This is a genomic window from Aeromonas sp. 160P (assembly GCF_055193095.1).
This window is the reverse complement of the sequence record NZ_JBUXKV010000001.1, coordinates 3,018,882-3,042,556: the sequence shown is the minus strand read 5'-3', so window position 1 is coordinate 3,042,556 and position 23,675 is coordinate 3,018,882. Positions and strand designations below refer to the sequence as shown.

Genomic DNA, 23,675 nt, shown 5'->3' with positions numbered 1-23,675 from the left:
GAGAACCAGCATGACCACTTCACAACTCGAATTTGTCCCCTTCCCCTACGCGGATGCGGCTTATGACTATGCCGGCCAAAAGCTGGCGGATCACTGGGAGCGCCTCCATCAGGGGGATGCCGAACCCTGGCCTGAGGATGAACAGGTACAGGATGCCTGGCGTGCCTATCACGCCGGGGATTTTGCCCAAGCGGTGGCGCTGGGAGAAGCGGCTGGTGACGAAGGGCTCAACGTGGCGAACAAGGCGCTGGTGATCCATGCCAGTTACCTGCTGGATGACAAGTATGCCAAGCGCGCCGCCTTCGAGCGGGCAGCCAGCCATGCCGAGCAGCTGCAAAAGCGCCAGCCCGACAATGCCAACGCCTGGTATTTTCACGCCCTGGCACTCGGTCGCTACAGTCAGGTGATCTCTATCACCAAAGCGCTGTCACAAGGGATTGGCGACAAGATCAAGAGCAGTCTGGAAAAGGCGCTGGAGCTGGAGCCGGACCATGCCGAAGCCCATATCGCCTTCGGTGCCTGGCACGCCGAGATAGTCGACAAACTGGGGGCCATGATTGGTGGCATTACTTATGGCGCCAAAAAAGAGGAGTCAGAGCGCCACTTCAAGGTCGCGCTGGCGTTGATCCCCGATTCTGCCATTGCGCGTATGGAGTACGCCAATGCCCAGGTGATGCTGCATGGCAAGAGTCGCCTGAAAGCCGCTGAGGCGCTCTATGCCGAAGCGGCCGAGTGCCAGCCGGTGGATGCGATGGAGCGCCTCGATGTGGCTGCCGCGTGTGATGAGCTTGAGGATGAGTGATCCCTTGCTTTGCCGCTAAAGAGTGAGGCCAACCTGCAGGTTGGCCTCTTTCGTTATGGCAGGAAATGAATCTGCGGTGGGTCAACCCAGTAACGCATCGAGCTCGCGCGGGTCACAGTGCAGTGCTGGCTCCATCAACGCCAGTAACAGTAGTTGTTCAAACTCTATCGCAAAACGCGCCACCACCTGGTCGGGGTCTGGCACCAGCTTTTTGTCGGTGATCAGACCCAACTGTACGGTATGGTCGTAAGAGAGTATCGAGACCCCCACACCGATATCCCCCGCTTGTGGCACCCAGAATAGCGGTTGGCGCAATCGCGCACCGGCCAGATAGAGTGTCTGCTGCGGGCCGGGCACATTGGTGATCACCGAACTGGCTTTGGCCGAGAGCAGCTCGACGGCTTGTTGTTGTACCGCCTTTGGCGCCATCCCCAGCACCTGCAGCAGATTGAGCACTACGATAGGCTGTAGTGAGGTGCGCAGTGCCAACATGCGGTCACGCACGGCATAGAGGCGTTGCAACGGATGTTCAATATCGAGCGGCAGATCCAGTGCCACCAGCCCGAACCGGTTGCCAAGGGCGCCATCATCGTCGGGTGCCCGCATATTGACTGGCACCAGCGCACGGATCTCTACCTGGTCCGCGTCATCCCCCTTCTCCTGCAAGTAGTGGCGAAACGCACCGGCGGTGGCGGCGATCAACAGATCGTTGACCGAGCAACCCAGCACCTTGCCCACGGCTTTGATGTCTGGCAACGCAATCTGTTCCGACCAGGCCACCCGCTTGGTGCTGGCGGTTTTGCCCCGCAAGCGGCATGGGGAGTCATCGTTGAGGGTGGCAATGTGGCACAGCTCGCTGGCGACATCTCGTCCGATCTTGAGGTAGTCCATGGCCTTGGTGGGATGGGTAACCACATCGACATATCTGGACCAGAGGTTGCCGGTCAACTTGAGACCGGCCCGCACTAACCTGCTGCCCCCGTGTGGCATCTCATCCTCTTCTTGCGCAAACTCATCCCGCTGCGCTGATGGTTGGGGGCGTGGCGAACCTTGCGGAGTGTTATCCATCATGGTCAGAATGGCCCGCACCAGCGAGAAACCGTCGCCCATGGCATGGTGGATCCGCACCACCAGCGCCTGCCCGCCGAGGGAGGTGTCGGTAAGATGCATGTCCCACAAGGGGCGCTGGTGGTTAAGGGGGGTGGAGGCGAGATCGGCCACCAGCTTTTCCAGTTCAAGCTTGCCCGCTTTGCCCGGCAGGATCACCCGTTTGAGATGTTGGTCGAGATCGAAATCGGGGTCATGGCGCCAGTAGTAGGATCCCCCTTCGAGAATGGCACGTTGCTGAAAGCGAGGCTGTACCGACATGGTATGGCGCAATCCGTCCCGCAGGCGCGGCTCATCCAGTTGGCCTTCGAACATCAAGACGCCAATAATCTGCATCAGATTATTAGGTCTGTCCATGCGTAACCAAGCAGTGTCAACGCAGGAGATAAATTCACTTAGTGGCATGGTTGTTTCCCTACAACATGAATTTAGCGAGGCGGCCAATCACAGATGCCACTCATATTCGGTGAGGGCCTTCAGGGAGTGAACATAACAGCAGCAACGACCGACTCGAAATATGAAAATAGAATGACCGATAATAAAATACCCCGTTCATCAATCGCCTATTTAATAACCACACAAGGCAAGCAAACGGATATATTACCAGGCTGACTTGCCTGCAGATCCGGCTATTTCAGGTGTACCCCTGATGGTTTTACGCACGATTAGGGCAAGGTAGCCGGTTGCTGACATAATCGAGGATCTCTTGCTCCAGCACGCTACGCACCGGTAGCAGCATCAAGCCGAGATGTACTTCAAGTCGCAAGGTGTTCTCGTCCAGCATCAGGGAACCATGAACCCCTGAGCCACGAAACCGCAATTCGGTCTCCTCTTCATCTGCCCATTCACAATCGAGCTGGTAGCTTTCGCTCATATCCTGAGCGATGGCTTCTGCGGCAAGGCGTGCGGCGGCAAGACCCAGAGGATGTTGACGGTTGACCTGAATGGTGGAGAGTCCGCTGTTACCAGCGAGTGAGTCATATAGAAACATGGTGAATACTCTGGGCCATAAGATATTTATTGATATTAAACACATGTTCAGCACAAGTGAAAGGGGTGTTCCTATAAATGGGACTCACTTAACAGAGTCGAGGGCAATCGAACTGGCGAGTAGGCCACAGCATTTATTCCGGCTTCTCATGGGGTTACACTTGTCCCTAAGCAGGTAACAAAAGTCGTTTATTTTTCATCTGGTTGTATACATATGCCCCAATCATCTTGCCATTCCATGGGCCACAGGCCAGAGAGCATTACATGACCCATCAAGACCACGTCCACGATGATGCAACGACCCTGGGACGGCTCTATCGCCAGCTCAAGCGGGTTGCCGCCTTGCGCGAACAGATGCGAACCCATCCTGAAGATCAACAGGATCGGGACCGGTTGCGCCAGTGGCAGGCCGACAGGTTGGGACGTACCCATAGTGATCTGCTGGAGAGTGACCGCTATGGCCCCGCCGCCGCGTTTTTCCTGACCGATCTCTATGGCCCCGGCGATTGTGCCCGTCGCGATGCAGACGTGATGCGGGTGATGCCGACTGCCGAGCGATTGTTGCCGGAGTCCGGTCTCAAGGTGCTGGCGCAGGCGATCGAACTTGATGCCCTCTCCGAGGAGCTGGATTATCTGATGGTGGTGGCATTGCGCCGCATTGGTGGTATCAATCCTATCAGTGCCGAACACTACGTCATTGCCTATCGTGCCGTGGGCGAGATGGCCCGTCGCGAACAGCAGATCACCCTGGTGAATGAACTTGGCATGACGCTGGACCGGTTGGCCAGAAAGCCACTGCTTGGCACAACCTTGAAGTTGGTCTCGGGCCCGGCTCATTTGGCTGGGCTTGGTGAGCTGTTCTCCTTTGTCGAGCGGGGTTATCGGGTCTGCCATCAGATGGGGCGTGCCAACGAGTTTCTCGAGACCATCGCCAGTCGCGAGACGGCGATCATGACGGCGCTCTTTAGCGGCGATAGCAGCGTGCTGGGGTAACCTTGTGGCGAGGGATAAACTGCCAGAATGACAAAGCGGGCCGATGGGCCCGCTGTTCGTTTATCACTGTTTGCCGATATGTTGGTCAATATGAGTTCGGTCAGATCACCAGCAGATCCATAAAGGCATGCACCGGGGTGGCGGCAAGGCGCGGCCCGTCCTGACAGAGGGCGAGGATATTGCTGACCCGTTTGGCCGGGAAGCGGGTCGCCAGATTGTGCTGGAATTTTTCCACCAACAGCGGGATCCCCTCCTCCCGCCGGCGACGATGGCCGACCGGATACTCCACCTCTATCTTGGCGGTGTGAGTGCCGTCCTTGAAGAAGATCTGGATGGCGTTGGCAATGGAGCGCTTGTCCGCCTCCAGATATTCACGGCTGTAGCGTTTCTCCTCCTGCACCACCATCTTGCCACGCAGCCCGTCGATGCGCGGATCGGCCGCCACGTCGTCCTCGTAATCCTCAGCGATAAGGCGACCAAAAATAAGTGGCACCGCCACCATGTACTGCAGGCAGTGATCTCTGTCGGCGGGGTTGTTGAGGGCGCCGACCTTGCTGATGATGCGAATGGCCGACTCATGGGTGGTGAGCTCGATGCGGTCGATCTCGTCCAGCCGCCCCTTCAGCTGACCGTGCAGCTTCATGGCGCACTCCACCGCGGTCTGGGCGTGGAACTCGGCGGGATAGGCGATCTTGAACAGCACGTTCTCCATCACATAGCTGCCGTACCCCTGATGCAGGGCGAACTGGTTGCCCTTGAACAGGACGTCGTAGAAACCCCATTTGGGCGCGCTCAGCACGCCGGGATACCCCATCTCGCCGCTCATGGTGATAAGGGCTAGGCGCACTGCGCGAGAGGTGGCATCCCCCGCCGCCCAGCTCTTGCGGGAACCCGCATTGGGGGCATGGCGGTAGGTACGCAGGCTCTGGCCATCGACCCAGGCTTGGGAGACGGCATCGATCACCTGATCGCGGGTTCCCCCCAGCATATGAGTCACCACGGCGGTGCTGGCGACCTTGACCAGCACCACGTGATCGAGACCGACCCGGTTGAAGGAGTTCTCCAGCGCCAGCACTCCCTGAATTTCATGCGCCTTGACCATGGCCGTCAGCACATCGGCCATGGTCAGAGGTGCCTTGCCCTCGGCCACGCGAGTACGCGACAGCCAGTCTGCGGTGGCCAGAATGCCACCCAGGTTGTCGGAAGGGTGGCCCCATTCGGCCGCCAGCCAGGTGTCGTTGTAATCTAGCCAGCGGATGATGGCGCCGATATCCCAGGCCGCCTTGACCGGATCGAGACAGAGCTGGGTACCGGGCACCCGGGCACCAAAGGGCACGACGGTGCCGGGGACTATGGGGCCCAAGTGCTTGGTGCACTCGGGGAAGCGCAGGGCCAGCAGGCCACAGCCCAGGGTATCCATCAGGCAGTAGCGGGCGGTGTCGAGGGCCGCCTCGCTGGTGATGGGGTGGTTGCAGACATAATCGGCAATATCGACCAGCACCTGATCGGGCTCGGGTCTGTGGTTGACGTCGACGTTGGCGGACATCGTGATTTCCTTATCGTTGTTGTAGGGAGACAAAATGACGGGGGGCCGGGCCGATATAATCGGCGCTCGGGCGGATGATCCGGTTGTGCTCGCGCTGCTCCATCACGTGGGCGCACCAGCCGGTAACCCGCGAGCAGACGAAGATAGGGGTGAACAGTTTGGTCGGGATCCCCATGTAGTGATAGGCGCTGGCATGGAAGAAGTCGGCGTTGGGAAAGAGCTCTTTCTCTTCCCACATCACCTTCTCCGCCTCGCAGGAGACGCGATAGAGCCGATCATCCCCCACCGCTTCGGCGAGTTTGGCCGACCACTCCTTGATGATGACGTTGCGCGGATCTGAAGTGCGGTAGATGGCGTGGCCAAAGCCCATCACTTTATCCTTGGCCACCAGTCTCGCCAGCAATTCGCGCCTTGCCTGCGCTTCATCCTGCCAGGGCTCGATCATCGCCATGGCCGCCTCGTTGGCGCCGCCGTGCAGCGGGCCGCGCAGGGTGCCGATGGCGGCGGTGATACAGGAGAACATGTCGGAGAGGGTCGAGGCGCAGACCCGTGCCGCAAAGGTGGAGGCATTGAACTCATGCTCGGCGTAGAGGATGAGGGAGACGTGCATCACCCGACGCTCCAGCTCGCTCGGCGCCTTCTGGTGCAGCAGCGCCAGAAAGTGGCCACCGATACACTCCTCATCGGTATCGAGGGCGATGCGAACTCCCTCGTGACTGAACTTGTACCAGTAGATCAAGATCCCCGGGAAGGCGGCTAGCAGCCGATCCGCCACTTCGTGTTCATGCTCGAAACCATCTTCCGGCTCCAGATCGCCGAGCATGGAGCAGCCGGTGCGCAGCACATCCATGGGATGGGCATTGGCGGGGATACGCTCCAATACCTCCAGCAGTGGCAGGGGCAAGGCGCGCAGGCGACGTAGTTCGCGCTTGTAGGCGTCAAGCTGCTGCTCACCGGGCAACTCCCCTTTGAGCAGCAGATAGGCGACCTCCTCGAACTGGGCGCTATCGGCCAGCTCCTTGATGTCGTAGCCGCGATAGGTGAGACCGGTGCCACTCTTACCCACGGTGCAGATGCTGGTCTCCCCCGCACTCTGCCCGCGCAGACCTGCTCCGCCCAACGGTTTTTGTTGTCCCATACGCTGCCTCCTAATCCCTGGATGTGAACAGACGATCCAGTGTCTGCTCGTAGTGGTGATAGCCGAGAAAGTCGTAGAGCGACTCCCGGGTCTGCATGGTCGCCACGACGGCGCGCTGATGGCCATCCTGGCGAATGTGTTGATAGACGTTGAGGGCTGCCTGATTGGCGGCGCGGTTGGCGCTTAGCGGGTAAAGCACCATGTCGACCCCGTGGGCGGCGAGCTGCTCCTTGTCAAACAGCTCGGTTTTGCCAAATTCGGTCATATTAGCGAGGATCGGCACCCCGGCCGCCTGCTTGAACTGGTCGTACTGGGCAAGCTCGGTCACCGCCTCGGCGAAGATCATGTCAGCACCGGCAGCCACATAGGCGGCGGTACGTTCAAGGGCAGAACCTAGCCCCTCCACCGCCAGCGCATCGGTACGCGCCATGATGACGAAGTGCTGATCCTGACGGGCATCCACCGCTGCTTTGATGCGATCGCACATCTCCTCCAGCGTGACCACAGCCTTGTTGGGGCGATGACCGCAACGCTTCTGGGCCACCTGATCTTCCATATGAACGGCAGCAACACCTGCCCGCTCGAACGCGCGAATGGTGCGGGCAATATTGAATGCCCCGCCCCAACCGGTATCGATATCGACCAGTAGCGGCACTCGGGTGGCCGCGGTGATCCGCTCGGCATCGATCAGCACGTCGTTGAGGGAGGTCATGCCAAGATCCGGCAAGCCGTAGGAGGCGTTGGCCACCCCGGCGCCGGAGAGGTAGAGGGCTTGAAAACCACTGCGCTCGGCCATTAGCGCCATATAGGCATTGATGGTACCGACGATCTGCAGGGGAGCTTCATTGGCAAGGGCGGTGCGAAAGCGCAGGCCTGCCGAGGGGGACAAACTGGACATCATGACTCCTTTCACCTGTCTAGTCTGGCTATCTAATATCACGTTTACGTTAACGTCAATCATACTTTCGTCCCATTCAGGGTGCAGGCAAGACAGCGAAACGGTTTTAGGGTAAATTTCACCGATTCTTTCAACAGGTTGAATTGCATGATGGAGCCCAGTTCCGTGATTGTCTGTCCGGCGTGCGACTTGCTGATCCAGCGCAAGGCTCTGCCGCTGCGTCGCCATGCCCACTGTCCACGCTGTCACCAGCATCTCTATGGCCGCTATGCCTTTCGTCCCTCCCAGTTGATGGCATTGACCATCACCGGCGTGCTGTTGCTGCCTTCCGCTTTTTTTGAACCACTGATCTATTTGCGATTAGGCGGGGTGAACTCCGATGCTGATCTGCTGCGCGGGATCCTGGTGCTGTTTGGCGAGGGCGAGTGGTGGGTGGCCGGTCTGGTGCTCTGGTGCGCCGTGCTGGCACCCGTCGGGCTGCTGGCCGGTATCTTTGCACTGGCATCGGGGCTGGCCAAACGCTGGCAGATCCTGGCGCCGACCTTGAAGCTGGTTGAAGTGTTTCGCCACTGGGCCATGCTGGAGGTCTATATCGTGAGCTTGCTGGTCGCCCTGTTCAAACTGATCGATATCGCTGATGTCCAGCTTGGTGGCGGATTGCTGAGTCTGGGTATTTTGATGTTGCTCAATATGACCCTGCTGATCCTGTTTGACCCGGCGCCCTACTGGGCACGGATCCCCCTCAAGGAGGCAGCAGATGACCAGCGCCCGTGAGATGGGGCTGTGCCGCTGCCACGACTGCGGCTTGCTGGTTCGTTATCAAACCGGGGCGCGCTGCCCCCGTTGCAACAGCAAGCTGCAGGTGCGCATTCCCCGCTCCCTCGCCTGGTCGTGGGGCTTGCTGGCGCTAGCCACCTTTATGCTGCTACCGGCCAACCTGCTGCCCATTACCCACTTCTACAACAAGGGGTTGCTGCAGTCAGATACCATTTTCAGCGGTATCATGATGCTCTATCGCAGCAAGATGAGCGGGATTGCCACCATAGTCCTCACCGCCAGTATACTGGTGCCGGTGGGCAAAATAGTGGGGCTGGGCTGGATCTGCTGGCAGTTGCAGCGGGCCAAGCCGGTGCGACGCAAGCGCCAGCTTTTGATGTATCGGGTGATCGACTTTATCGGCCGCTGGTCGATGCTGGACTTGTTTGTGATTTCACTGATGGTGGCGCTGGTCGATCGCGGCGTCATGCTGAGTGTCCGGGCTGGCCCCGGTGCCACTGCCTTTGCCGGTGTGGTGGTGCTGACCATGATGTCAGCCCGCATGCTCGATCCCCGTTTACTGTGGGATAAGGCAGCCCGTTGATGAGTTCTCTGTTTCTGTATTATGTGCTGTTTAATCCAGCCAATAAGGAGTCGGTATGATCGGGGCTGAACCCGTCATTGAAAAGCGCCGCTGGTTATCGCCAGTCTGGTTGCTCCCCCTGATAGCCCTGCTGCTGGCGGGGGGCTTTCTCTATCAGCAGGTGTTGAGTCGTGGCCAACTTATTCAGGTCAACTTCGCCCAGGGTAACGGTATTTTACCGGGCAAAACCCAGATCCGTTATCAGGGGGTGGCCATCGGTGTCGTACAAGAGATGGATCTTGCTGAAGATGGCCGCAAGATTGCGGTGATGGCCAAGATAGACAGCCGGGCCCGGCCACTGATCCGCAAAGGGTCAGCCTTCTGGCTGGTGAGCCCCAAAGCATCGCTGACCGAGATCTCCGGACTCGATACCCTGGTCTCCGGTAACTACATCAATCTGCAACCCGGGCGTGACAACAATCCGTTGGAGGAGACCTTCGATGCACTGGAGGGGCCTCCCCCCGGCTATCAGGCTCAGGGGCGGATGCTGCACCTGACCGCTGACTCGTTGGGCTCGGTGGGGATCGGCGCCAAGCTCTACTTCCGTGGCATCGAAGTGGGCAGTGTCATCAATACCCGCCTTGGCCAGGACAACCAGAATGTCATTCTGGATTTGGTGATCGAGCCTCGTTTTGAACATCTGATCAAAGCCGATACCCGCTTCTGGAACATCAGTGGCTTCAAGGGCTCGTTTAGTCTGGCCGGGGTGAACGTGGAAGCGGGTAGCCTCACCTCCATCCTGAGCGGCGGCATCGCCTTCGACTCGCCCAAAGCCTCGCCAGAGCCAGAGAAGGGGCAAATGTTTACCCTCTACAAAGGGCTGGCGGAAGCTGCCCGTGGTGAGCGCATCGACATAGTGGCCGGTGATCTGCCCATCAAGGAGGGGATGCCCATCCTCTATGAAGGGATCGAGATTGGCCGCATTGACCCCATTGCTCTGACCGACAAGGGGCGCGTGGTGACGGCGCTGATCAATCCGGAGCAGGCTTATCGCATTACCGACAAGAGCCAGCTGGTGTGGGAGAGCGTCTCCCTCTCCCCGACCGGCGTGCAGCATGCGGATCGCCTGCTCTCCGGCCCCGCTATTCGCCTTGACTATGTGGCGGGCAAACCGGCGCGCAAGATGACGCTGACCGATCGCGCTCCCCAGACTGGCACCAAGGTGACGCTGCAGGCCGAGGATCTGGCTGGGCTGAATCAGGATGCGCCGGTCTGGTACAAGGGATTAGAGGTGGGCCGGATCAGCCAGCTCACCCTGGATGCGCGCGGTAATGCCAGTGTCGAACTGGTGATGACGCCGAACTATGGCCATCTGCTCAACCGTGCCCGCTTCTATCGTGCGGCACCGCTGCAGATCGATGCCGATCTGAGTGGCATCAAAGTGGAAACCAGCCCAGCCAGTGCCTGGCTCGGTGGCGGGATCAAGCTGGTACAAGTCAGTAGTGGCGAGCGGATCAATCGGCTCTACCCGAATCAGGAGCTGGCACTGCTGGGGACCCGTGATGCCAAGCCCCAGCGCTGGTTGCTCAAAGCAGATCAGGCCGATGGTATCGGCATTGGCTCCCCCGTGCTTTATCTGGGATTGGAAGCGGGCAAGGTCAAACAGCTGCGCGCCGCGAAAGAAGGGGTCGAGATTGAGCTGGAAATTGACGGTGTGTACGCTCCCCTCCTCGCCCGGCAGCCGCAATTTTGGAAGAAAGCAGCCATCGACACCCGAGTAGGGGTTGACGGCGTCAAGGTCAAAGTCGGTAATCTGGCCACCTTGCTGCGCGGTGCCATCGAATTCGACCGGCTGGGTACCGGCCGTAGCAGCCATCAGCTGTTTGACAATAAAGAGCAGGCCAGAGCCAAAGTTCGCCCCCTCTCTCTGGTGGCTGAGAGCAACCCGGGCCTCGGAGTTGGCAGCCCGATCCGTTATCGGGGGGTCGATATCGGCAAAATCGATCAGATCGAGCTGGAGCCCTCCTTGGGTCAAGTGATCTTCAAGGCAGAGCTGGATGGCCACTACGCCGAGCGTTTTTTACAATCCGGTGCCCGCTTCACCTTGGTGCAAGCCAAGCTGGGGCTGGGTGGTGTGGCCCATCTCGACACCCTGATCAAAGGGGCCTTTGTCGAAGCCCAACCCGGCAAGGGGGCAGGCAAAGATCGCTTCCCCTTGAGCCAGAGTGGTCCGGTTGGCTTGGCCCTGACCCTCAAGAGCCCTTCGGTCAACGGCCTGAGCGTCGGTAGCCCACTGCTGTTTCGCAAACTGGTGGTGGGCAATGTCACCAAGGTGGCGTTGGCACGGGATGGCAGCGAGGTGCTGATTGAGGTGAGCGTGGAGCAGGAGTATGCCCATTTGGTGCGAGCCAACTCACGCTTCTGGAACGTCTCCGGAGTGAAGGCGGATATCGGCCTGACCGGTGGCACCATCGAAGTGGAGACGGTGCAGAGCCTGCTGGCGGGCGGCATCGCCTTCAATACCCCGGAGCAGGAGATGGGCCCAACCGTCAAGACCGGCCACAGCTATCCGCTCAACAGCAAAGCAGAGAAAGCGTGGCTGGAGTGGAGCCCGCGCATCCTGCCCTGATCTTCTTCCTCAATCACCGTTGATTGCCACAAACGCCCGGCCTGCATGCCGGGCGTTTTATTTCATCTGGTCTATTTAGCCAGGGTCACCATTAAGAGAATGGCTTGGCCTGTGGTAGGATATCGACCCTCTTTTTCGGTCAACGAGACGGCGCCGTGCACGACAACACCTACCTTCCCGATCACTTTTTACACCACATTGCGGCCATTATGCCGGCTCATCTGTCTATGGATGATTTTGTGGCCAGTTGTCGGCGACCGCTGCGGCGCAGCATTCGGGTCAATACCCTCAAGATCACTGTGTGTGACTTTTTGGCACAAATGCAGCCACAGGGTTGGCAGTGTGATCCCGTGCCCTGGTGTGACACCGGTTTTTGGCTGACCCGCAGCGATGAAACGGTTCCCCTCGGCAACACCGCTGAGCATCTGAGCGGGCTTTTCTATATCCAGGAAGCGAGCTCCATGCTGCCGGTGACCGCGCTCTTTGCCAGCGACAAGATCAAAGTGGACGGCATGTTGCTGGATGCGGCGGCAGCCCCCGGCTCCAAGACCACCCAGATCGCCGCGCTGATGAATAATCAGGGAATGCTGGTTGCCAACGAGTTTTCCAGCAGCAGGTTGAAAGTGCTCAGTGCCAATATCCAGCGCTGCGGTGTGACCAATGTCGGCATGACTCACTTTGATGCCAAGGTGTTTGGCCAGTGGTTGCCGGAAACCTTCGACGCCATCCTGCTCGATGCCCCCTGCTCCGGCGAAGGGACGGTACGTAAAGATGAAGATGCCCTGCGCAACTGGAGCATCGAGAGCATCGACGAGATTGCGGCGGTACAGCAAGGGCTGCTGGAGAGCGCCTTTCATGCCTTGAAACCGGGCGGTGTGCTGGTCTACTCCACCTGCACCTTGAGTGAGCAGGAGAATCAGGCGGTCTGCCAATCCCTGCTGGACAAGTTTGGCGATGCCCTGATGTTTGACTCACTGGCGGACCTGTTCCCCCATGCAGAGCAGGCCTGTACAGCGGAAGGATACCTACACGTTTGGCCCCAGATCTTCGACAGTGAGGGCTTTTTCGTCGCCAGATTACGCAAGCAGCACTCGGTGCCCAATACCATGTTCAAGCCGGGCAAGCTGGGAAAATTCCCCTTCTCTCCGCTACCGGCCAAAGAGGCTGACCCCATGTTGCAAGAGATTGCAGCCAACTTCGGGGTGGTGCCGCAGGGACAGCTGTTTGGTCGCAATGACGAGATCTGGCTCTTTCCCCATCTGTTTGCACAGGTCCAGGGTAAGCTGCGTTTCGATCGCATCGGGATCAAGCTGGCTGAGACTTTCAAGAAGGGTTATCGACTCACCCATCAATGGGCACTGGCTTATGGTGATACAGCCAGTCAAGGATTTGTCGAACTCGACAGCGCCAATGCCCGTGAATTTATGATGGGACGAGATGTCTGGCCTGAGCAGGCAGCTGGCACAGGTGAGGTGATCGTCCGTTACCAGGGACATACCCTGGGCATGGGGAAATGGGTGGGCAGCCGGGTCAAGAATGCCCTCCCCCGAGAACTGGTGCGAGACAACAATCTCTTTGGTGCGTAAGCAGCGGAACGAGTCTGGAATGACCACACTCAGGTTGAACCTCTCTTCGGATCTTGAAAAGCCTTGAGCCTTGTCTAAGCTTAAGGCAATCCGGACACCAGTTAGCGCACGGCTCTGCAAGGAGCCAATTCCCCTATGCCAGGTACAAGGAATTCGTACCTGGCTCTTTTTATCTCTTATCGTCCCGCCAACGCTTCATCGTTAGGCTTCTACGACAGTCTCTTCCACCAGATTGGCTACTGTGTTTTCAAGCTCTGAGCCCCTGCCCAACTCATGTTGATAGAACAGATCGATCGCCTGTTCGATAAGCGATGCCTGACTGTCTTCGAGGTGAAGACCGAGATCAGCCAATCGCTCGGCGTGGCGATTGCTGATCCAGCATTGCAATCGGGTATGAGTCTCCTGTTTACGCTTTACATGCTGACGCTGCCGCTCGGCATTATTTTGTGGCACTGCCTCTTCGGCGTCACTCACTGCTATTTCATGGCTCATATGACCTTGCAATGCTCCATTATCAGATTTGTTATCTCTTACTTAATGCGTTTATCCATTGGCAGATTGCCCTTCCCTCTTGAACGCTAGGCAGCGTGGCAAATATATCATCAGATCAACGAGATATCATTTAACATAAAAAATGCGGTAACGCAGTCATGTCAAAGCAAGCCATCGAGCGCATGATCGGAGAATTTATGGGCATCATCGAAGTACTCCTGCAGAGTCCGCATATCCTTGTGGCGAGTGACTTCAATGATCTTGTTCATCGGTTTGCCGGCAGTGACTGCCGAGGTGATAAATCCGCGCCGCAGGCTGTGGCCGCTGACGTAGAGATCATCGATGGCCTGACCGGTGCGCCGCTTGATCATCAGGTTTATCCCTTGTGGCCCCAGGGGATCTGGCATGAGTTGCCCCCAGCGGTTCATCCGCCGAAACAGGTGCCCCTCGCTGATCCGGCTTTTGCGCAGCCAGTGTTGCAGTGCTGACACCGGGCAATGATGCTTACCCGGGATCAGCGCAATTTCGGTTTCATGGAGTTGATGCTTGCTCGGTTTGAGGCGAAGGCGGATCCCCTGCCCCACAAAATCGAGATCACTCACCTCGATACGGGCCGCTTCCGAGCGGCGCAGGGCTCCACTGAACATCAACAGCAGCAGGGTATGATCGCGGAGGCCCGCCAGATCACTGGTGTCGATGCCATCCAATACCCGAGTTAATGGTTGCAGCGTTAATGCACCTGTCTTGCGCTTACGGTTATCCCCCAGTCGCACTATACCGCGCATCATCTCCTTGATTTCGGGATGCTCGGTCGGCATTGGGTTAATGCCTTTTTGTTTGAAGGCATAGCGGATCCCCGCCAGCCGTCTCACCAGGGTTGCCGGTTTTCGAGGCTCGCCATTACGCAGCTCCCCCTTCCCCTCCTCTTTATCGAGCCATACCCAGTCTGCCAATACCCCATCTGCCTGATCCGCCAGAAAGTTCATGATGTCGTGATGGCTGGTTTGCAGCGGATCCAACCCGTGCAATTGGCACCAAAAGACAAAAATACGGGTATCAGCCTGATAAGCATTGAGGGTTGAATCGGCTTTTGAACTGCGCAAAAAGCGACGAGCCCGACTATTTAGCTGGGCATCGAAGACGGTTTGCAGTGATTGATGAGCCGGATTGGATAAGCTTGGATATACCACGGAACACTATGATTCATATGAAGTTTAAGAGGATCTTACAGGATCCTCCTCATACATCAAGTATCGATAATGAATATTATCGATACTTGATGTGACTTGATTTAATACCCTTAACCCCCGTAGCACCTATTGAACATAGGGGTGTTAATCGCCGCTATTTAGCATGAACTTAGAATATGCGAACACACTGTAAGTGAGAGATAACAAGGTGTGGTGTTGATATTGACGGGGGTAATCTGCTTGAGATTTGAAATATAAAAAACCCCGAACCACGGGGCTTTGTGATTATTTCTTAGCCAGTTTAAACAGTTCAAAGAAATTACGGCTGGTCGCCTCGGCTAATTCACTCAGTGGTATATGGCGCAGGTCGGCAATAAATTGGGCAACGTCTCGCACAAAGGCAGGTTCGTTCTCCCTCCCCCGATGGGGAACCGGCGCAAGATAGGGTGCATCGGTTTCAACCAGCAATCGGTCGAGAGGCAGAGCCTTGACCACTTCTTGCAGTGCAGATGCATTTTTAAAGGTGGCGATCCCCGAGATGGAGATATAAAAACCCATCGCCATCGCTGCTTGCGCCATCTCGAGGGATTCGGTGAAACAGTGCAGCACGCCGCCAACCTGATCCGCCCCCTCTTCGCGCATGATCTGCAAGGTATCTTGCTGGGCATCACGAGTGTGAATGATCAGCGGCTTGTTCAGCGCACGGGCAACCCGGATATGTTCGCGGAAAGAGGCTTGCTGCACCTCTTTGTTCTCCGGCGAGTAAAAGTAGTCGAGCCCGGTCTCACCGATGGCGATCACTCGTTCGTCCGCCGCCTGGGTCAGCAACAAGGCAGCATCCACACCGGGTTCCTGATTAAGCGGGTGCACCCCGCAAGAGGCAAACACCTGGGGATACGGGGCGATCGCCTCGAGCATGGTCGGGAACTGTGCCTGAGTCACACTGACACAGAGGAAATATCCCACATCCAGTTTCGCGGCCTTGGCCAGCACATCGGCCATATTGGTCTGCTTGCTGCCATAGCTCAGGCGATCGAGATGACAGTGGGAGTCAACGAGTAACATATAAAACCTTTATTCTTGTCGGAACTATAACCAGCGACTGAGCCAGTTCATCAGATGGATGGTGGGGTTGGAGAGCTGTCCCGGCTGGCAAGCCGCCTTGAGGGCAACCAATTGCTGCTCCGCTTCCAGCAGTTTTTCACTGGAGTGCTGCTCTGCCAGTCGTTGACTCAAGATCGCCAGATCCGGCATCGCCAACTGGTGATGACCGCATCCCGCCTGGGTTTTCAACGCGTCGCATAAAAACAGCTGCAGCCAGTGCAACCTGACCTGGGTCTCTTGCCCCAACTGGTTGCAAACTGCGGTTGCTTTGATGGGGCTTTGCCGCAGAGCGATGAAACTTTCCAGCAGTTCGCGGCGAGTTCCGTCCTGTTGCTGCTCGATATAGTCGAGTACCCGCAACGGGGCGCCCTGACAGATCCGCACCTGAGCCAAGGTGACCTGATGACCCTGCTCAGCTAACCAGCGTACCGTCTCCCCTTCCGCCGGTAACTGGCACACATGTTTGTGACAGCGACTGAGAATGGTGGGGAGCAGCCGGGAAACTTGAGAGGCAATCAGCAGCAGCAGGCTGTCGCCGGCCGGCTCTTCCAGGGTTTTCAGCAGGGCGTTGGCTGCCGATTCGGTCATCCGCTCTGCATCTGGAATGATCACCACCTTGCCTCGGCCGAGCTGGGCAGAGCCCTGCAGCCGGGTGCAGATCTCGCGAATGGCCTCGACCCCGATGGTTTTGCTGTCACGGGCTACGACGCCGAGATCCGGATGGTTACCCTTATCAAACAGCTGGCAAGAGTGGCAATGACCGCACGGTTCTCCGCGATCCGGTTGCTGGCAAAGGTGCAAACGCGCCAGCCGCTCGGCCAACTGTTCCTTGCCAAGACCGGGATCGCCGAGCAGCAGCCAAGCGTGACCGAGCCGACCGGACTGAGCCGTCTGGCTTAAACGGTGCCAATCCGGGATCAGCCAGGGATACATAGCTGCTCGTTCGACAAATAGTGGTCCAATGCACTCTCGATGGCGGCTTTAACCTGATCCGGCGTTTGCGCCGCATCGATCACCACAATGGAATCATCCTTGGCGGCCAGTTCGAGATAGCGCGCTCGGGTGCGCTCGAAGAAGCTGAGCTGTTCCAGCTCGATGCGATCCAGCTCGCCCCGATGGCGGGCGCGCTGCAAGCCAAGGGCGGGATCGATATCGAGATAGAGGGTGAAATCCGGCTTGAAGTTACCGAGTACAGCCTGCTTGATGGCACCAATCAGGTTGGCATTGATCCCGCGGCCGCCGCCCTGATAAGCCTGGGAGGAGAGATCGTGGCGATCCCCCACTACCCAGATACCGTCCGCGAGGGCTGGCTTGATACGAGTCTCCACCAGTTGTACCCGGGAGGCATACATCAGTAGCAATTCAGCTTCGATGGTGAGGCGCTCATCGTGCACCTCTTTGACGATGGCGCGCATCCGCTCCGCCAGCGGGGTACCACCCGGCTCGCGGGTGCATTCGATCTTGTCGATACCATGGCGCTGCAGATAGTCAGTGACATAACGCACGGCCGAGCTCTTCCCTGCCCCTTCCAATCCTTCGATCACAATAAATTTAGACATTAAGGTTTCTTCAATATGAATTCGCGAACCGCCCGATTGTGTTCATCGAGGGTCTTGGAGAAATAGTGGGCACCGCCACCCTTGGCGACAAAATAGAGATAGTCGCTCGCCAGCGGGTTGAGCGCTGCTTCAATAGAGGCCTTACCCGGCATGGCGATAGGCGTGGGCGGCAAACCATCGATAACATAAGTGTTGTAGGGGTTCTTGTCGGTCAGATCGCTGCGGCGGATATTGCCATCGTAGCGATCCTTCACCCCGTAAATAACGGTGGGATCAGTCTGTAACTTCATCCCCAAACGCAGGCGATTGACAAATACAGCGGCAATTTGTGCTCGCTCGTCAGGCTGGCCGGTCTCTTTTTCGATGATGGAGGCCATGATCAGCGCCTCATACGGCGTCTTGTAGGGTAAGTTGGCCTGGCGTTTCTCCCAGCTCTGCTGCAAGAAGGTCTCCATATCCTGATGGGCCCGGCGCAATAGCGATAGATCGCTGGCATGGGTGGTATAGGCGTAGGTTTCCGGCAGGAACCACCCTTCCAGCTTGCCATTCTCGATGCCGAGCTCCTGCGCCAGATCGGCTTCTGATTGCTCGACCGTCAACCGCTCAAGATACGGCGCGCTGGAGAGCTGCTTCTGCCAATCCTCGAAACGGGAACCTTCAACGAAGGTAAGGCTGAAGTGAAACTCTTTACCTGAGGCAAACAGGGAGAGGGTATCCTTGAGGGGAGCCCCTTCCTTGATCTCATAGGTGCCAGATTTGATGGCCACCAGTTCGGGATGACCGCGCAGCCAGAGCCGCACCGCCCATGGGCTGGTTTCCCCCTCCCCCAACTCGGTGATCAAGCGGGCGGCATGGGCACCTTTCTCCACCGTAAAGAGCCGGGTCGGCCCTTTGTTGGTGAGTGTCTCCACCTGTTGCCATTTGTAGTGCACATAGCCCCCGGAGACAGCAACTGTCAGTGCCGCCCCCGCAAGCAGGGTGTAAAGCCGATTAAACTTCAATGACCAAACGCTCCTGTAAACGGCGACTCAATACCGCGGCGGGATAATAAATATCCTTGATGCCGTTGACCGGCACTACCCCCATCAGGGTATTAGTGAGCCATACCTCTTCTGCCTGCCATAGTGACTCCAGCGGAGCCTCCACCACACGCAACTCAATACTCATCTGTTTCAGCATCGCCATCAGCTGGCGGCGCATGATGCCATCGACACCACCCCGGGCCAGATCCGGTGTAAATACCGTCTTGCCCCGACGCCAAAACAGATTGGCACTGACCCCTTCAGTCAGAAAACCGCGACTGTTGAGCACTATCCCTTCGACTGCACCACGGCTGACAAGTTCGCTTTTCAGCAATACCTGCTCCAGACGATTCAAGGTTTTAAGCCCGGCCAGCATGGGAGCATCACCGATCCGCTGGCGGCACACCACCATCTCGATACCCTCCTGTTGCCACTTGCCATAGTGGGTGGGAAATGGCGCCAGGCTGATAATGCGGGTGGTGTGCTGACAGCCACTGCCATCATAGCCTCTGCCACCCTCGCCGCGGGTCAGGATCACCTTGGCCACACATTGTGGCTGGTTGGCCACCATCTCTTCAACCTCTTGGGTCAACAGATCCCAGTCAGGCTCAACCAATCCCAGCCGGTTGTTGGCCTGCTGCAACCGAGCCAGATGGGCAGGCCAGTGCAACACGCGACCATCCCTGACCGCCATGGTGGTGAAATGACCGTCACCATAGGACAGCCCCCTATCATGGGCCGAGATGGTATCAAGCTTCATTCCATTGATAAGCAAAGGGATCCCTCCGATAAAAAAGGCCCGATACCGGCAGTATCGGGCCTGTGTCTTTGCCCTGCGGCAAATTATACGCGTTTGAAGATCAGTGAGCCATTGGTGCCGCCAAAACCAAACGAGTTGGAAAGGGCGTACTCGAAGCTGCCTGGCTTGGCCACGTGGGGCACCAGATCCAGATCGCACTCTTCATCCGGGTTGTCCAGGTTGATGGTGGGCGGCGCCACCTGATCACGCAGGGCCAACACAGTGATGATCGCCTCGATGGCACCGGCGGCACCCAGCAGGTGACCGGTCATGGATTTGGTTGAGCTGATCATCAGAGATTTGGCGTGCTCGCCAAACACTGACTTCATGCCACGCAGCTCGGCCACATCACCCAGCGGGGTGGAGGTGCCGTGAGCATTGATGTAACCAATCTGCTCGGGGGCAATGCCGGCATCCTTGATGGCATTTTTCATGGCGCGCGCGCCACCGTTGCCATCAGCGGGAGGTGCTGTCATGTGATAAGCGTCACCGCTCATGCCAAAACCGACCAGCTCGGCATAAATCTTGGCACCGCGGGCCTTGGCGTGTTCGTACTCTTCCAGTACCAGTACACCGGCGCCATCACCCAATACGAAACCGTCGCGATCCTTGTCCCACGGACGGCTCGCTTTTTGCGGCTCATCATTGCGATTAGAGAGCGCCTTGGCGGCGGCAAAACCGCCCATCCCCATCGGAGTGGAGGCTTTTTCGGCGCCACCGGCTACCATCACGTCCGCATCACCGTAGGCGATCATCCGGCCCGCCATGCCAATGGCATGGGTACCCGTGGTACAGGCGGTGGTCACGGCAATGTTCGGCCCTTGCAGACCTTTCATGATGGAGAGATGACCAGACACCATATTGATGATGGTGGATGGTATGAAGAAGGGGCTCAGCTTGCGCGGACCACTGTTGATCAGGCTGCTGTGGTTCTGTTCAATCAGACCCAAACCACCGATACCTGAGCCAATTGCCACGCCAATACGTTCGGCATTCTCTTCATTGATAGTCAGGCCGGAATCATCCAGCGCCTGCATACCAGCAGCAATACCGTATTGAATAAAGAGATCCATCTTGCGAGCGTCTTTACGGTTGATGCCGTATTGCTCGGGATCGAAATCTTTGACCATGCCTGCGAAGCGGGTCGCAAACTCGCTGGCATCAAAGTGGTCGATCAGGGAAATGCCGCTCTGCCCGTTGAGCAGTGCTTGCCAGCTGGATTCGGCAGTGTTACCCACCGGGGAAAGCATCCCCAAGCCGGTCACCACGACTCTGCGTTTTGACACTGAGGTAGTCTCCGAGAGGTTTTTGAAAGGAAGCAGATATAAAAGAAGCGGCCCTTGGGCCGCTTCTTTCAGAACAGGAAATTAATCCTGGTTAGCGGTGATGTAGTCGATAGCCGCTTGAACAGTGGTGATCTTCTCGGCTTCTTCATCAGGAATTTCGGTATCGAATTCTTCTTCCAGCGCCATTACCAGTTCAACGGTATCCAAAGAGTCAGCGCCCAGGTCGTCGACGAAAGAGGCGGCGTTCTTAACGTCGTCTGCTTTAACACCCAGTTGTTCGATGATGATTTTCTTTACGCGTTCTTCGATGTTGCTCATGACCTGAATTTTCCTTTAAAAATACGCTATTGCGTCTGGTTGGGGTAGTTTATTCAATTGACGTGAGTTTGCAAGTAGCTTGCCGCTGGTCAAACCACGATATTCGCCAAACTTCGGCGTATTATCGCAAATTTGAACAGATCTCACGACAAATTGATTACACCATGTACATCCCGCCATTAACATGGAGGGTTTCGCCGGTGATATAAGCTGCTTCATCAGAAGCCAAGAATACCACAGCAGCGGCAATTTCTTTTGGATCACCCAAACGGGCGGCAGGCACCTGGCTCATGATGCCACTGCGTTGATCATCATTGAGTGCGCGGGTCATGTCGGTTTCGATGAAACCTGGCGCGACCGCGTTCACAGTGATACCACGGGATGCCACTTCCCGCGCCAACGCTTTGGTAAAGCCAACCAGACCGGCCTTGGCGGCCGCATAGTTGACTTGACCCGCATTACCCATGGTTCCCACCACGGAGCCAATGCTGATGATGCGACCATGACGTTTTTTCATCATGGCACGCAAAACCGGTTTGCTCAGACGGTAGAGAGAGGTCAGATTGGTATCGATGATCTCGTTCCACTCATCATCTTTCATCCGCATCAACAGGTTGTCACGGGTGATCCCCGCATTGTTGATCAGAATGTCGATATCGCCAAAACGCGCCTTGATGGCGGCAAAGACGGCTTCGATGGATTCCTGGCTGGTCACGTTCAGTGCCATACCGCAGCCATTATCGCCCAAATAGGCGCTGATCGCCTCGGCACCGCTCTCGCTGGTTGCAGTACCGACCACTTTTGCGCCACGGGCCACAAAGGTTTCGGCAATCGCACGGCCGATACCACGACTGGCACCGGTCACCAACACAACCTTATCGGTAAAACTCATCACTTGCTCCTGTTTACTTGGACTGGGCCAGCGCCTGCTCGAAAGAGGCCGCATCGTTGGCATGGATACCTTCCACACGCTTGTCGATGCGCTTAGCCAACCCGCTCAATACTTTACCCGGCCCCATCTCAATCGCGAGAGTGACACCGTCATTGGCCATCTGCTCGACAGTCTCGGTCCAACGAACCGGGCTGAACAGCTGACGCACCAGGGCTTGCTTGATGGCGGCCGGATCCTGTTCACAGGATACGTCGACATTATTGATGACTGCGATGGTTGGAACCTTGATCTCGATCCCGTCCAGCGCTGCTGCCAGTTTTTCTGCGGCAGGTTTCATCAGCGCGCAGTGAGACGGTACGGAGACCGGCAGCGGCAGTGCACGCTTTGCGCCTGACTCTTTCATCAGCACGTTGGCACGCTCAACCGCTTCTTTGTGACCAGCGATAACTACCTGGCCCGGGGAGTTGAAGTTGACCGGAGAGACTACCTGCCCTTGCGCCGCTTTTTCACAGTTGGCGGCGATGGATTCGTTGTCCAGACCGATGATGGCGGCCATGGCGCCAGTGCCTTCCGGTACCGCTTCTTGCATGGCCAGACCACGCAGCTCGACCAGTTTGACGGCATCGGAAAAATCGAGGGCACCGCTGCAAACCAGCGCTGAGTACTCACCTAAGCTGTGACCAGCCATCACCGCAGGGGTTGCCCCACCCTGCTGTTGCCACAAACGCCACAGGGCGACAGAGGCAGTCAGCAGCGCAGGCTGGGTGCGCCAGGTTTTGTTCAGATCTTCAAGTGGACCATCCATCACCAGAGCAAGCAGGTCATAACCCAGCACCTGGCTCGCCTCGGCGAAGGTCTCCTTGATCACGGCATGTTGTTCGGCCAGCTCGGCCAACATGCCAACGGACTGGGAACCTTGTCCCGGGAAGGCAATGGCAAAATGGGTCATCATTGATTCCTGTTAGAAAAGATGAAAATGAAATCTGAAACGGGATGAGACGAATGCCGCATCCCAACGAGGATCAGAGGCGAACCAGCGCCGAACCCCAGGCGAAACCGCCGCCAAACGCTTCCAGCAACACCAGCTGACCGGGTTTGATCCGGCCATCTCTGATCCCCTCATCAAAGGCGATCGGCACCGACGCCGCTGAGGTATTGCCATGTTTGTCGAGGGTGAGCACCACTTTGTCGAGGCTCATACCAAGCTTCTTGGCTGTCGCGTTGATGATGCGGAAGTTGGCCTGGTGCGGCACCAGCCAGTCCAGCTCGCTTGGTGCAATACCGGCAGCCGCCAGGGTTTCGGTCACGATCTCGCTCAGGCGGGTGACCGCTACCTTGAATACGTCGTTGCCCTTCATATACATGTAGGCTTCGAGCTCGGCACCCGGCATACCACGGCGAGGATGTGGCAACTTGAGCAAGTCACCATAACGGCCATCAGCATGCAGATGGGTAGAGAGAATACCGGGGGTCTCGCTGGCGCCAATCACCACCGCACCCGCCCCATCACCGAAAATAATGATGGTGCCACGATCTTGAGGATCGCACATGCGGGAGAGCACATCGGCCCCCACAACCAGCACATTACGCGCCGCACCGGACTTGACAAACTGATCGGCAATGGAGAGCGCATAAGTGAAACCGGCGCAGGCGGCCGCCACGTCAAAGGCAGGAATACCTGGTACGCCGAGCAATCCCTGCAGCTCGCAGGCTGCGGCCGGGAAGGCATTTTCCGCACTGGTGGTCGCCAGCACTATCATGTCGAGATCGGCTGCGGTCAGACCTGCCGCATCCAGGGCGCGCAGAGCAGCCTGATGAGCCAAGGTGGCCACTGTTTCGTCAGCACCGGCAATGCGGCGCTCATGGATCCCGGTTCGTTCTACGATCCACTCATCACTGGTCTCGACCATCTGCTCAAGATCGGCGTTGGTACGCACTGAACTCGGCAAGTAGCTGCCAGTACCCAGAATTTTGCTATGCATAGA

23 protein-coding genes are annotated in these 23,675 nt (G+C 57.5%); 6 read left to right on the top strand and 17 right to left on the bottom strand.

Annotated features, from left to right (window positions below):
* The first annotated feature begins 10 nt into the window (after window positions 1-10).
* Window positions 11-802, top strand: a complete 792-nt coding sequence (locus ACY8FN_RS14230) for a hypothetical protein (protein ID WP_463100369.1) — start codon at window positions 11-13, stop codon at window positions 800-802.
* Between the two features lie 81 nt (window positions 803-883).
* Here ACY8FN_RS14230 and ACY8FN_RS14225 read toward each other — a convergent pair whose 3' ends face one another.
* Together ACY8FN_RS14225 and ACY8FN_RS14220 are read right to left on the bottom strand one after the other, a co-directional pair.
* On the bottom strand, window positions 884-2,314 hold the full coding sequence (locus tag ACY8FN_RS14225; protein WP_463100368.1) for a wax ester/triacylglycerol synthase family O-acyltransferase: 1,431 nt from the start codon (window positions 2,312-2,314) through the stop codon (window positions 884-886).
* 250 nt (window positions 2,315-2,564) lie between these two features.
* Window positions 2,565-2,900: a polyhydroxyalkanoic acid system family protein gene (locus ACY8FN_RS14220; RefSeq protein WP_162515635.1), complete on the bottom strand. Its 336-nt coding sequence runs from the start codon at window positions 2,898-2,900 to the stop codon at window positions 2,565-2,567.
* 263 nt (window positions 2,901-3,163) lie between these two features.
* Between ACY8FN_RS14220 and ACY8FN_RS14215 the strand changes: the two genes are divergently transcribed.
* A complete protein-coding gene (locus ACY8FN_RS14215) occupies window positions 3,164-3,892 on the top strand; it encodes an FFLEELY motif protein (RefSeq protein ID WP_463100367.1) in 729 nt (242 codons plus the stop codon).
* A gap of 100 nt (window positions 3,893-3,992) precedes the next feature.
* Here the strand turns inward: ACY8FN_RS14215 and ACY8FN_RS14210 are convergent, their stop codons facing one another.
* The 3 genes from ACY8FN_RS14210 to prpB are packed head-to-tail and all read right to left on the bottom strand — an operon-like array spanning window position 3,993 to window position 7,474.
* Complete coding sequence (locus tag ACY8FN_RS14210; RefSeq protein ID WP_463100366.1) at window positions 3,993-5,438, bottom strand: bifunctional 2-methylcitrate dehydratase/aconitate hydratase; 1,446 nt, start codon at window positions 5,436-5,438, stop codon at window positions 3,993-3,995.
* 10 nt (window positions 5,439-5,448) lie between these two features.
* Window positions 5,449-6,576, bottom strand: a complete 1,128-nt coding sequence (gene prpC, locus ACY8FN_RS14205) for a bifunctional 2-methylcitrate synthase/citrate synthase (protein ID WP_463100365.1) — start codon at window positions 6,574-6,576, stop codon at window positions 5,449-5,451.
* 10 nt (window positions 6,577-6,586) lie between these two features.
* Complete coding sequence (gene prpB, locus ACY8FN_RS14200; RefSeq protein WP_463101181.1) at window positions 6,587-7,474, bottom strand: methylisocitrate lyase; 888 nt, start codon at window positions 7,472-7,474, stop codon at window positions 6,587-6,589.
* 147 nt (window positions 7,475-7,621) lie between these two features.
* Between prpB and ACY8FN_RS14195 the strand changes: the two genes are divergently transcribed.
* The 4 genes from ACY8FN_RS14195 to rsmF all read left to right on the top strand — a co-directional run bounded on the left by ACY8FN_RS14195 (window position 7,622) and on the right by rsmF (window position 13,028).
* Window positions 7,622-8,248, top strand: coding sequence for a paraquat-inducible protein A (locus tag ACY8FN_RS14195; RefSeq protein WP_139693257.1), 627 nt, complete (start codon window positions 7,622-7,624; stop codon window positions 8,246-8,248).
* Window positions 8,232-8,834: a paraquat-inducible protein A gene (locus ACY8FN_RS14190; protein WP_101317056.1), complete on the top strand. Its 603-nt coding sequence runs from the start codon at window positions 8,232-8,234 to the stop codon at window positions 8,832-8,834. The genes ACY8FN_RS14195 and ACY8FN_RS14190 overlap by 17 nt, the downstream gene beginning before the upstream one ends.
* 55 nt (window positions 8,835-8,889) lie before the next feature.
* Window positions 8,890-11,442: a PqiB family protein gene (locus ACY8FN_RS14185; RefSeq protein WP_463100364.1), complete on the top strand. Its 2,553-nt coding sequence runs from the start codon at window positions 8,890-8,892 to the stop codon at window positions 11,440-11,442.
* Between the two features lie 155 nt (window positions 11,443-11,597).
* Window positions 11,598-13,028, top strand: coding sequence for a 16S rRNA (cytosine(1407)-C(5))-methyltransferase RsmF (gene rsmF, locus ACY8FN_RS14180; protein WP_463100363.1), 1,431 nt, complete (start codon window positions 11,598-11,600; stop codon window positions 13,026-13,028).
* Window positions 13,029-13,229: 201 nt separating this feature from the next.
* Here rsmF and ACY8FN_RS14175 read toward each other — a convergent pair whose 3' ends face one another.
* From ACY8FN_RS14175 to ACY8FN_RS14120, 12 genes are all read right to left on the bottom strand, one after another.
* A complete protein-coding gene (locus ACY8FN_RS14175; RefSeq protein WP_139719833.1) occupies window positions 13,230-13,520 on the bottom strand; it encodes a RepB family protein in 291 nt (96 codons plus the stop codon).
* Window positions 13,521-13,681: 161 nt separating this feature from the next.
* The gene (locus tag ACY8FN_RS14170) at window positions 13,682-14,623 is read right to left on the bottom strand and encodes a site-specific integrase (RefSeq protein WP_463100362.1); all 942 of its coding nucleotides are present in this window, start codon (window positions 14,621-14,623) and stop codon (window positions 13,682-13,684) included.
* A gap of 372 nt (window positions 14,624-14,995) precedes the next feature.
* Window positions 14,996-15,775, bottom strand: coding sequence for a TatD family hydrolase (locus tag ACY8FN_RS14165; RefSeq protein WP_101319990.1), 780 nt, complete (start codon window positions 15,773-15,775; stop codon window positions 14,996-14,998).
* Between the two features lie 24 nt (window positions 15,776-15,799).
* Complete coding sequence (gene holB, locus ACY8FN_RS14160) at window positions 15,800-16,747, bottom strand: DNA polymerase III subunit delta' (RefSeq protein ID WP_463100361.1); 948 nt, start codon at window positions 16,745-16,747, stop codon at window positions 15,800-15,802.
* A complete protein-coding gene (gene tmk, locus ACY8FN_RS14155) occupies window positions 16,732-17,373 on the bottom strand; it encodes a dTMP kinase (RefSeq protein WP_139727838.1) in 642 nt (213 codons plus the stop codon). Before tmk ends, holB begins: the two co-directional genes overlap by 16 nt.
* Entirely contained in the window at window positions 17,373-18,374 is a 1,002-nt protein-coding gene (gene mltG / locus ACY8FN_RS14150) for an endolytic transglycosylase MltG (RefSeq protein WP_068978571.1), read from the bottom strand. Before mltG ends, tmk begins: the two co-directional genes overlap by 1 nt.
* Window positions 18,364-19,170 carry an aminodeoxychorismate lyase gene (gene pabC / locus ACY8FN_RS14145; RefSeq protein ID WP_463100360.1) on the bottom strand — a complete coding sequence of 269 codons (807 nt, stop codon included), beginning with the start codon at window positions 19,168-19,170 and terminating at the stop codon, window positions 18,364-18,366. Before pabC ends, mltG begins: the two co-directional genes overlap by 11 nt.
* Window positions 19,171-19,238: 68 nt before the next feature.
* A complete protein-coding gene (fabF, locus tag ACY8FN_RS14140; RefSeq protein WP_101347282.1) occupies window positions 19,239-20,480 on the bottom strand; it encodes a beta-ketoacyl-ACP synthase II in 1,242 nt (413 codons plus the stop codon).
* A gap of 81 nt (window positions 20,481-20,561) precedes the next feature.
* Window positions 20,562-20,798 carry an acyl carrier protein gene (acpP, locus tag ACY8FN_RS14135; RefSeq protein WP_042021919.1) on the bottom strand — a complete coding sequence of 79 codons (237 nt, stop codon included), beginning with the start codon at window positions 20,796-20,798 and terminating at the stop codon, window positions 20,562-20,564.
* A gap of 157 nt (window positions 20,799-20,955) precedes the next feature.
* A complete protein-coding gene (fabG, locus tag ACY8FN_RS14130; protein WP_042021916.1) occupies window positions 20,956-21,690 on the bottom strand; it encodes a 3-oxoacyl-ACP reductase FabG in 735 nt (244 codons plus the stop codon).
* A gap of 13 nt (window positions 21,691-21,703) precedes the next feature.
* Window positions 21,704-22,639: an ACP S-malonyltransferase gene (gene fabD, locus ACY8FN_RS14125; RefSeq protein WP_463101180.1), complete on the bottom strand. Its 936-nt coding sequence runs from the start codon at window positions 22,637-22,639 to the stop codon at window positions 21,704-21,706.
* Window positions 22,640-22,712: 73 nt separating this feature from the next.
* The gene (locus ACY8FN_RS14120) at window positions 22,713-23,672 is read right to left on the bottom strand and encodes a beta-ketoacyl-ACP synthase III (RefSeq protein ID WP_042021911.1); all 960 of its coding nucleotides are present in this window, start codon (window positions 23,670-23,672) and stop codon (window positions 22,713-22,715) included.
* Window positions 23,673-23,675: the final 3 nt, after the last annotated feature.

Excerpts from the sequence above, each read along its gene's own strand:
- fabG (WP_042021916.1), bottom strand. The coding sequence starts at position 21,690 with ATGAGTTTTACCGATAAGGTTGTGTTGGTGACCGGTGCCAGTCGTGGT.
- ACY8FN_RS14220 (WP_162515635.1), bottom strand. The coding sequence starts at position 2,900 with ATGTTTCTATATGACTCACTCGCTGGTAACAGCGGACTCTCCACCATT.
- ACY8FN_RS14210 (WP_463100366.1), bottom strand. The coding sequence starts at position 5,438 with ATGTCCGCCAACGTCGACGTCAACCACAGACCCGAGCCCGATCAGGTG.
- acpP (WP_042021919.1), bottom strand. The coding sequence starts at position 20,798 with ATGAGCAACATCGAAGAACGCGTAAAGAAAATCATCATCGAACAACTG.
- ACY8FN_RS14215 (WP_463100367.1), top strand. The coding sequence starts at position 3,164 with ATGACCCATCAAGACCACGTCCACGATGATGCAACGACCCTGGGACGG.
- ACY8FN_RS14195 (WP_139693257.1), top strand. The coding sequence starts at position 7,622 with ATGATGGAGCCCAGTTCCGTGATTGTCTGTCCGGCGTGCGACTTGCTG.
- tmk (WP_139727838.1), bottom strand. The coding sequence starts at position 17,373 with ATGTCTAAATTTATTGTGATCGAAGGATTGGAAGGGGCAGGGAAGAGC.
- ACY8FN_RS14190 (WP_101317056.1), top strand. The coding sequence starts at position 8,232 with ATGACCAGCGCCCGTGAGATGGGGCTGTGCCGCTGCCACGACTGCGGC.
- ACY8FN_RS14120 (WP_042021911.1), bottom strand. The coding sequence starts at position 23,672 with ATGCATAGCAAAATTCTGGGTACTGGCAGCTACTTGCCGAGTTCAGTG.
- prpC (WP_463100365.1), bottom strand. The coding sequence starts at position 6,576 with ATGGGACAACAAAAACCGTTGGGCGGAGCAGGTCTGCGCGGGCAGAGT.
- ACY8FN_RS14185 (WP_463100364.1), top strand. The coding sequence starts at position 8,890 with ATGATCGGGGCTGAACCCGTCATTGAAAAGCGCCGCTGGTTATCGCCA.
- holB (WP_463100361.1), bottom strand. The coding sequence starts at position 16,747 with ATGTATCCCTGGCTGATCCCGGATTGGCACCGTTTAAGCCAGACGGCT.
- ACY8FN_RS14225 (WP_463100368.1), bottom strand. The coding sequence starts at position 2,314 with ATGCCACTAAGTGAATTTATCTCCTGCGTTGACACTGCTTGGTTACGC.
- ACY8FN_RS14165 (WP_101319990.1), bottom strand. The coding sequence starts at position 15,775 with ATGTTACTCGTTGACTCCCACTGTCATCTCGATCGCCTGAGCTATGGC.
- prpB (WP_463101181.1), bottom strand. The coding sequence starts at position 7,474 with ATGTCCAGTTTGTCCCCCTCGGCAGGCCTGCGCTTTCGCACCGCCCTT.
- ACY8FN_RS14175 (WP_139719833.1), bottom strand. The coding sequence starts at position 13,520 with ATGAGCCATGAAATAGCAGTGAGTGACGCCGAAGAGGCAGTGCCACAA.
- ACY8FN_RS14230 (WP_463100369.1), top strand. The coding sequence starts at position 11 with ATGACCACTTCACAACTCGAATTTGTCCCCTTCCCCTACGCGGATGCG.
- fabD (WP_463101180.1), bottom strand. The coding sequence starts at position 22,639 with ATGACCCATTTTGCCATTGCCTTCCCGGGACAAGGTTCCCAGTCCGTT.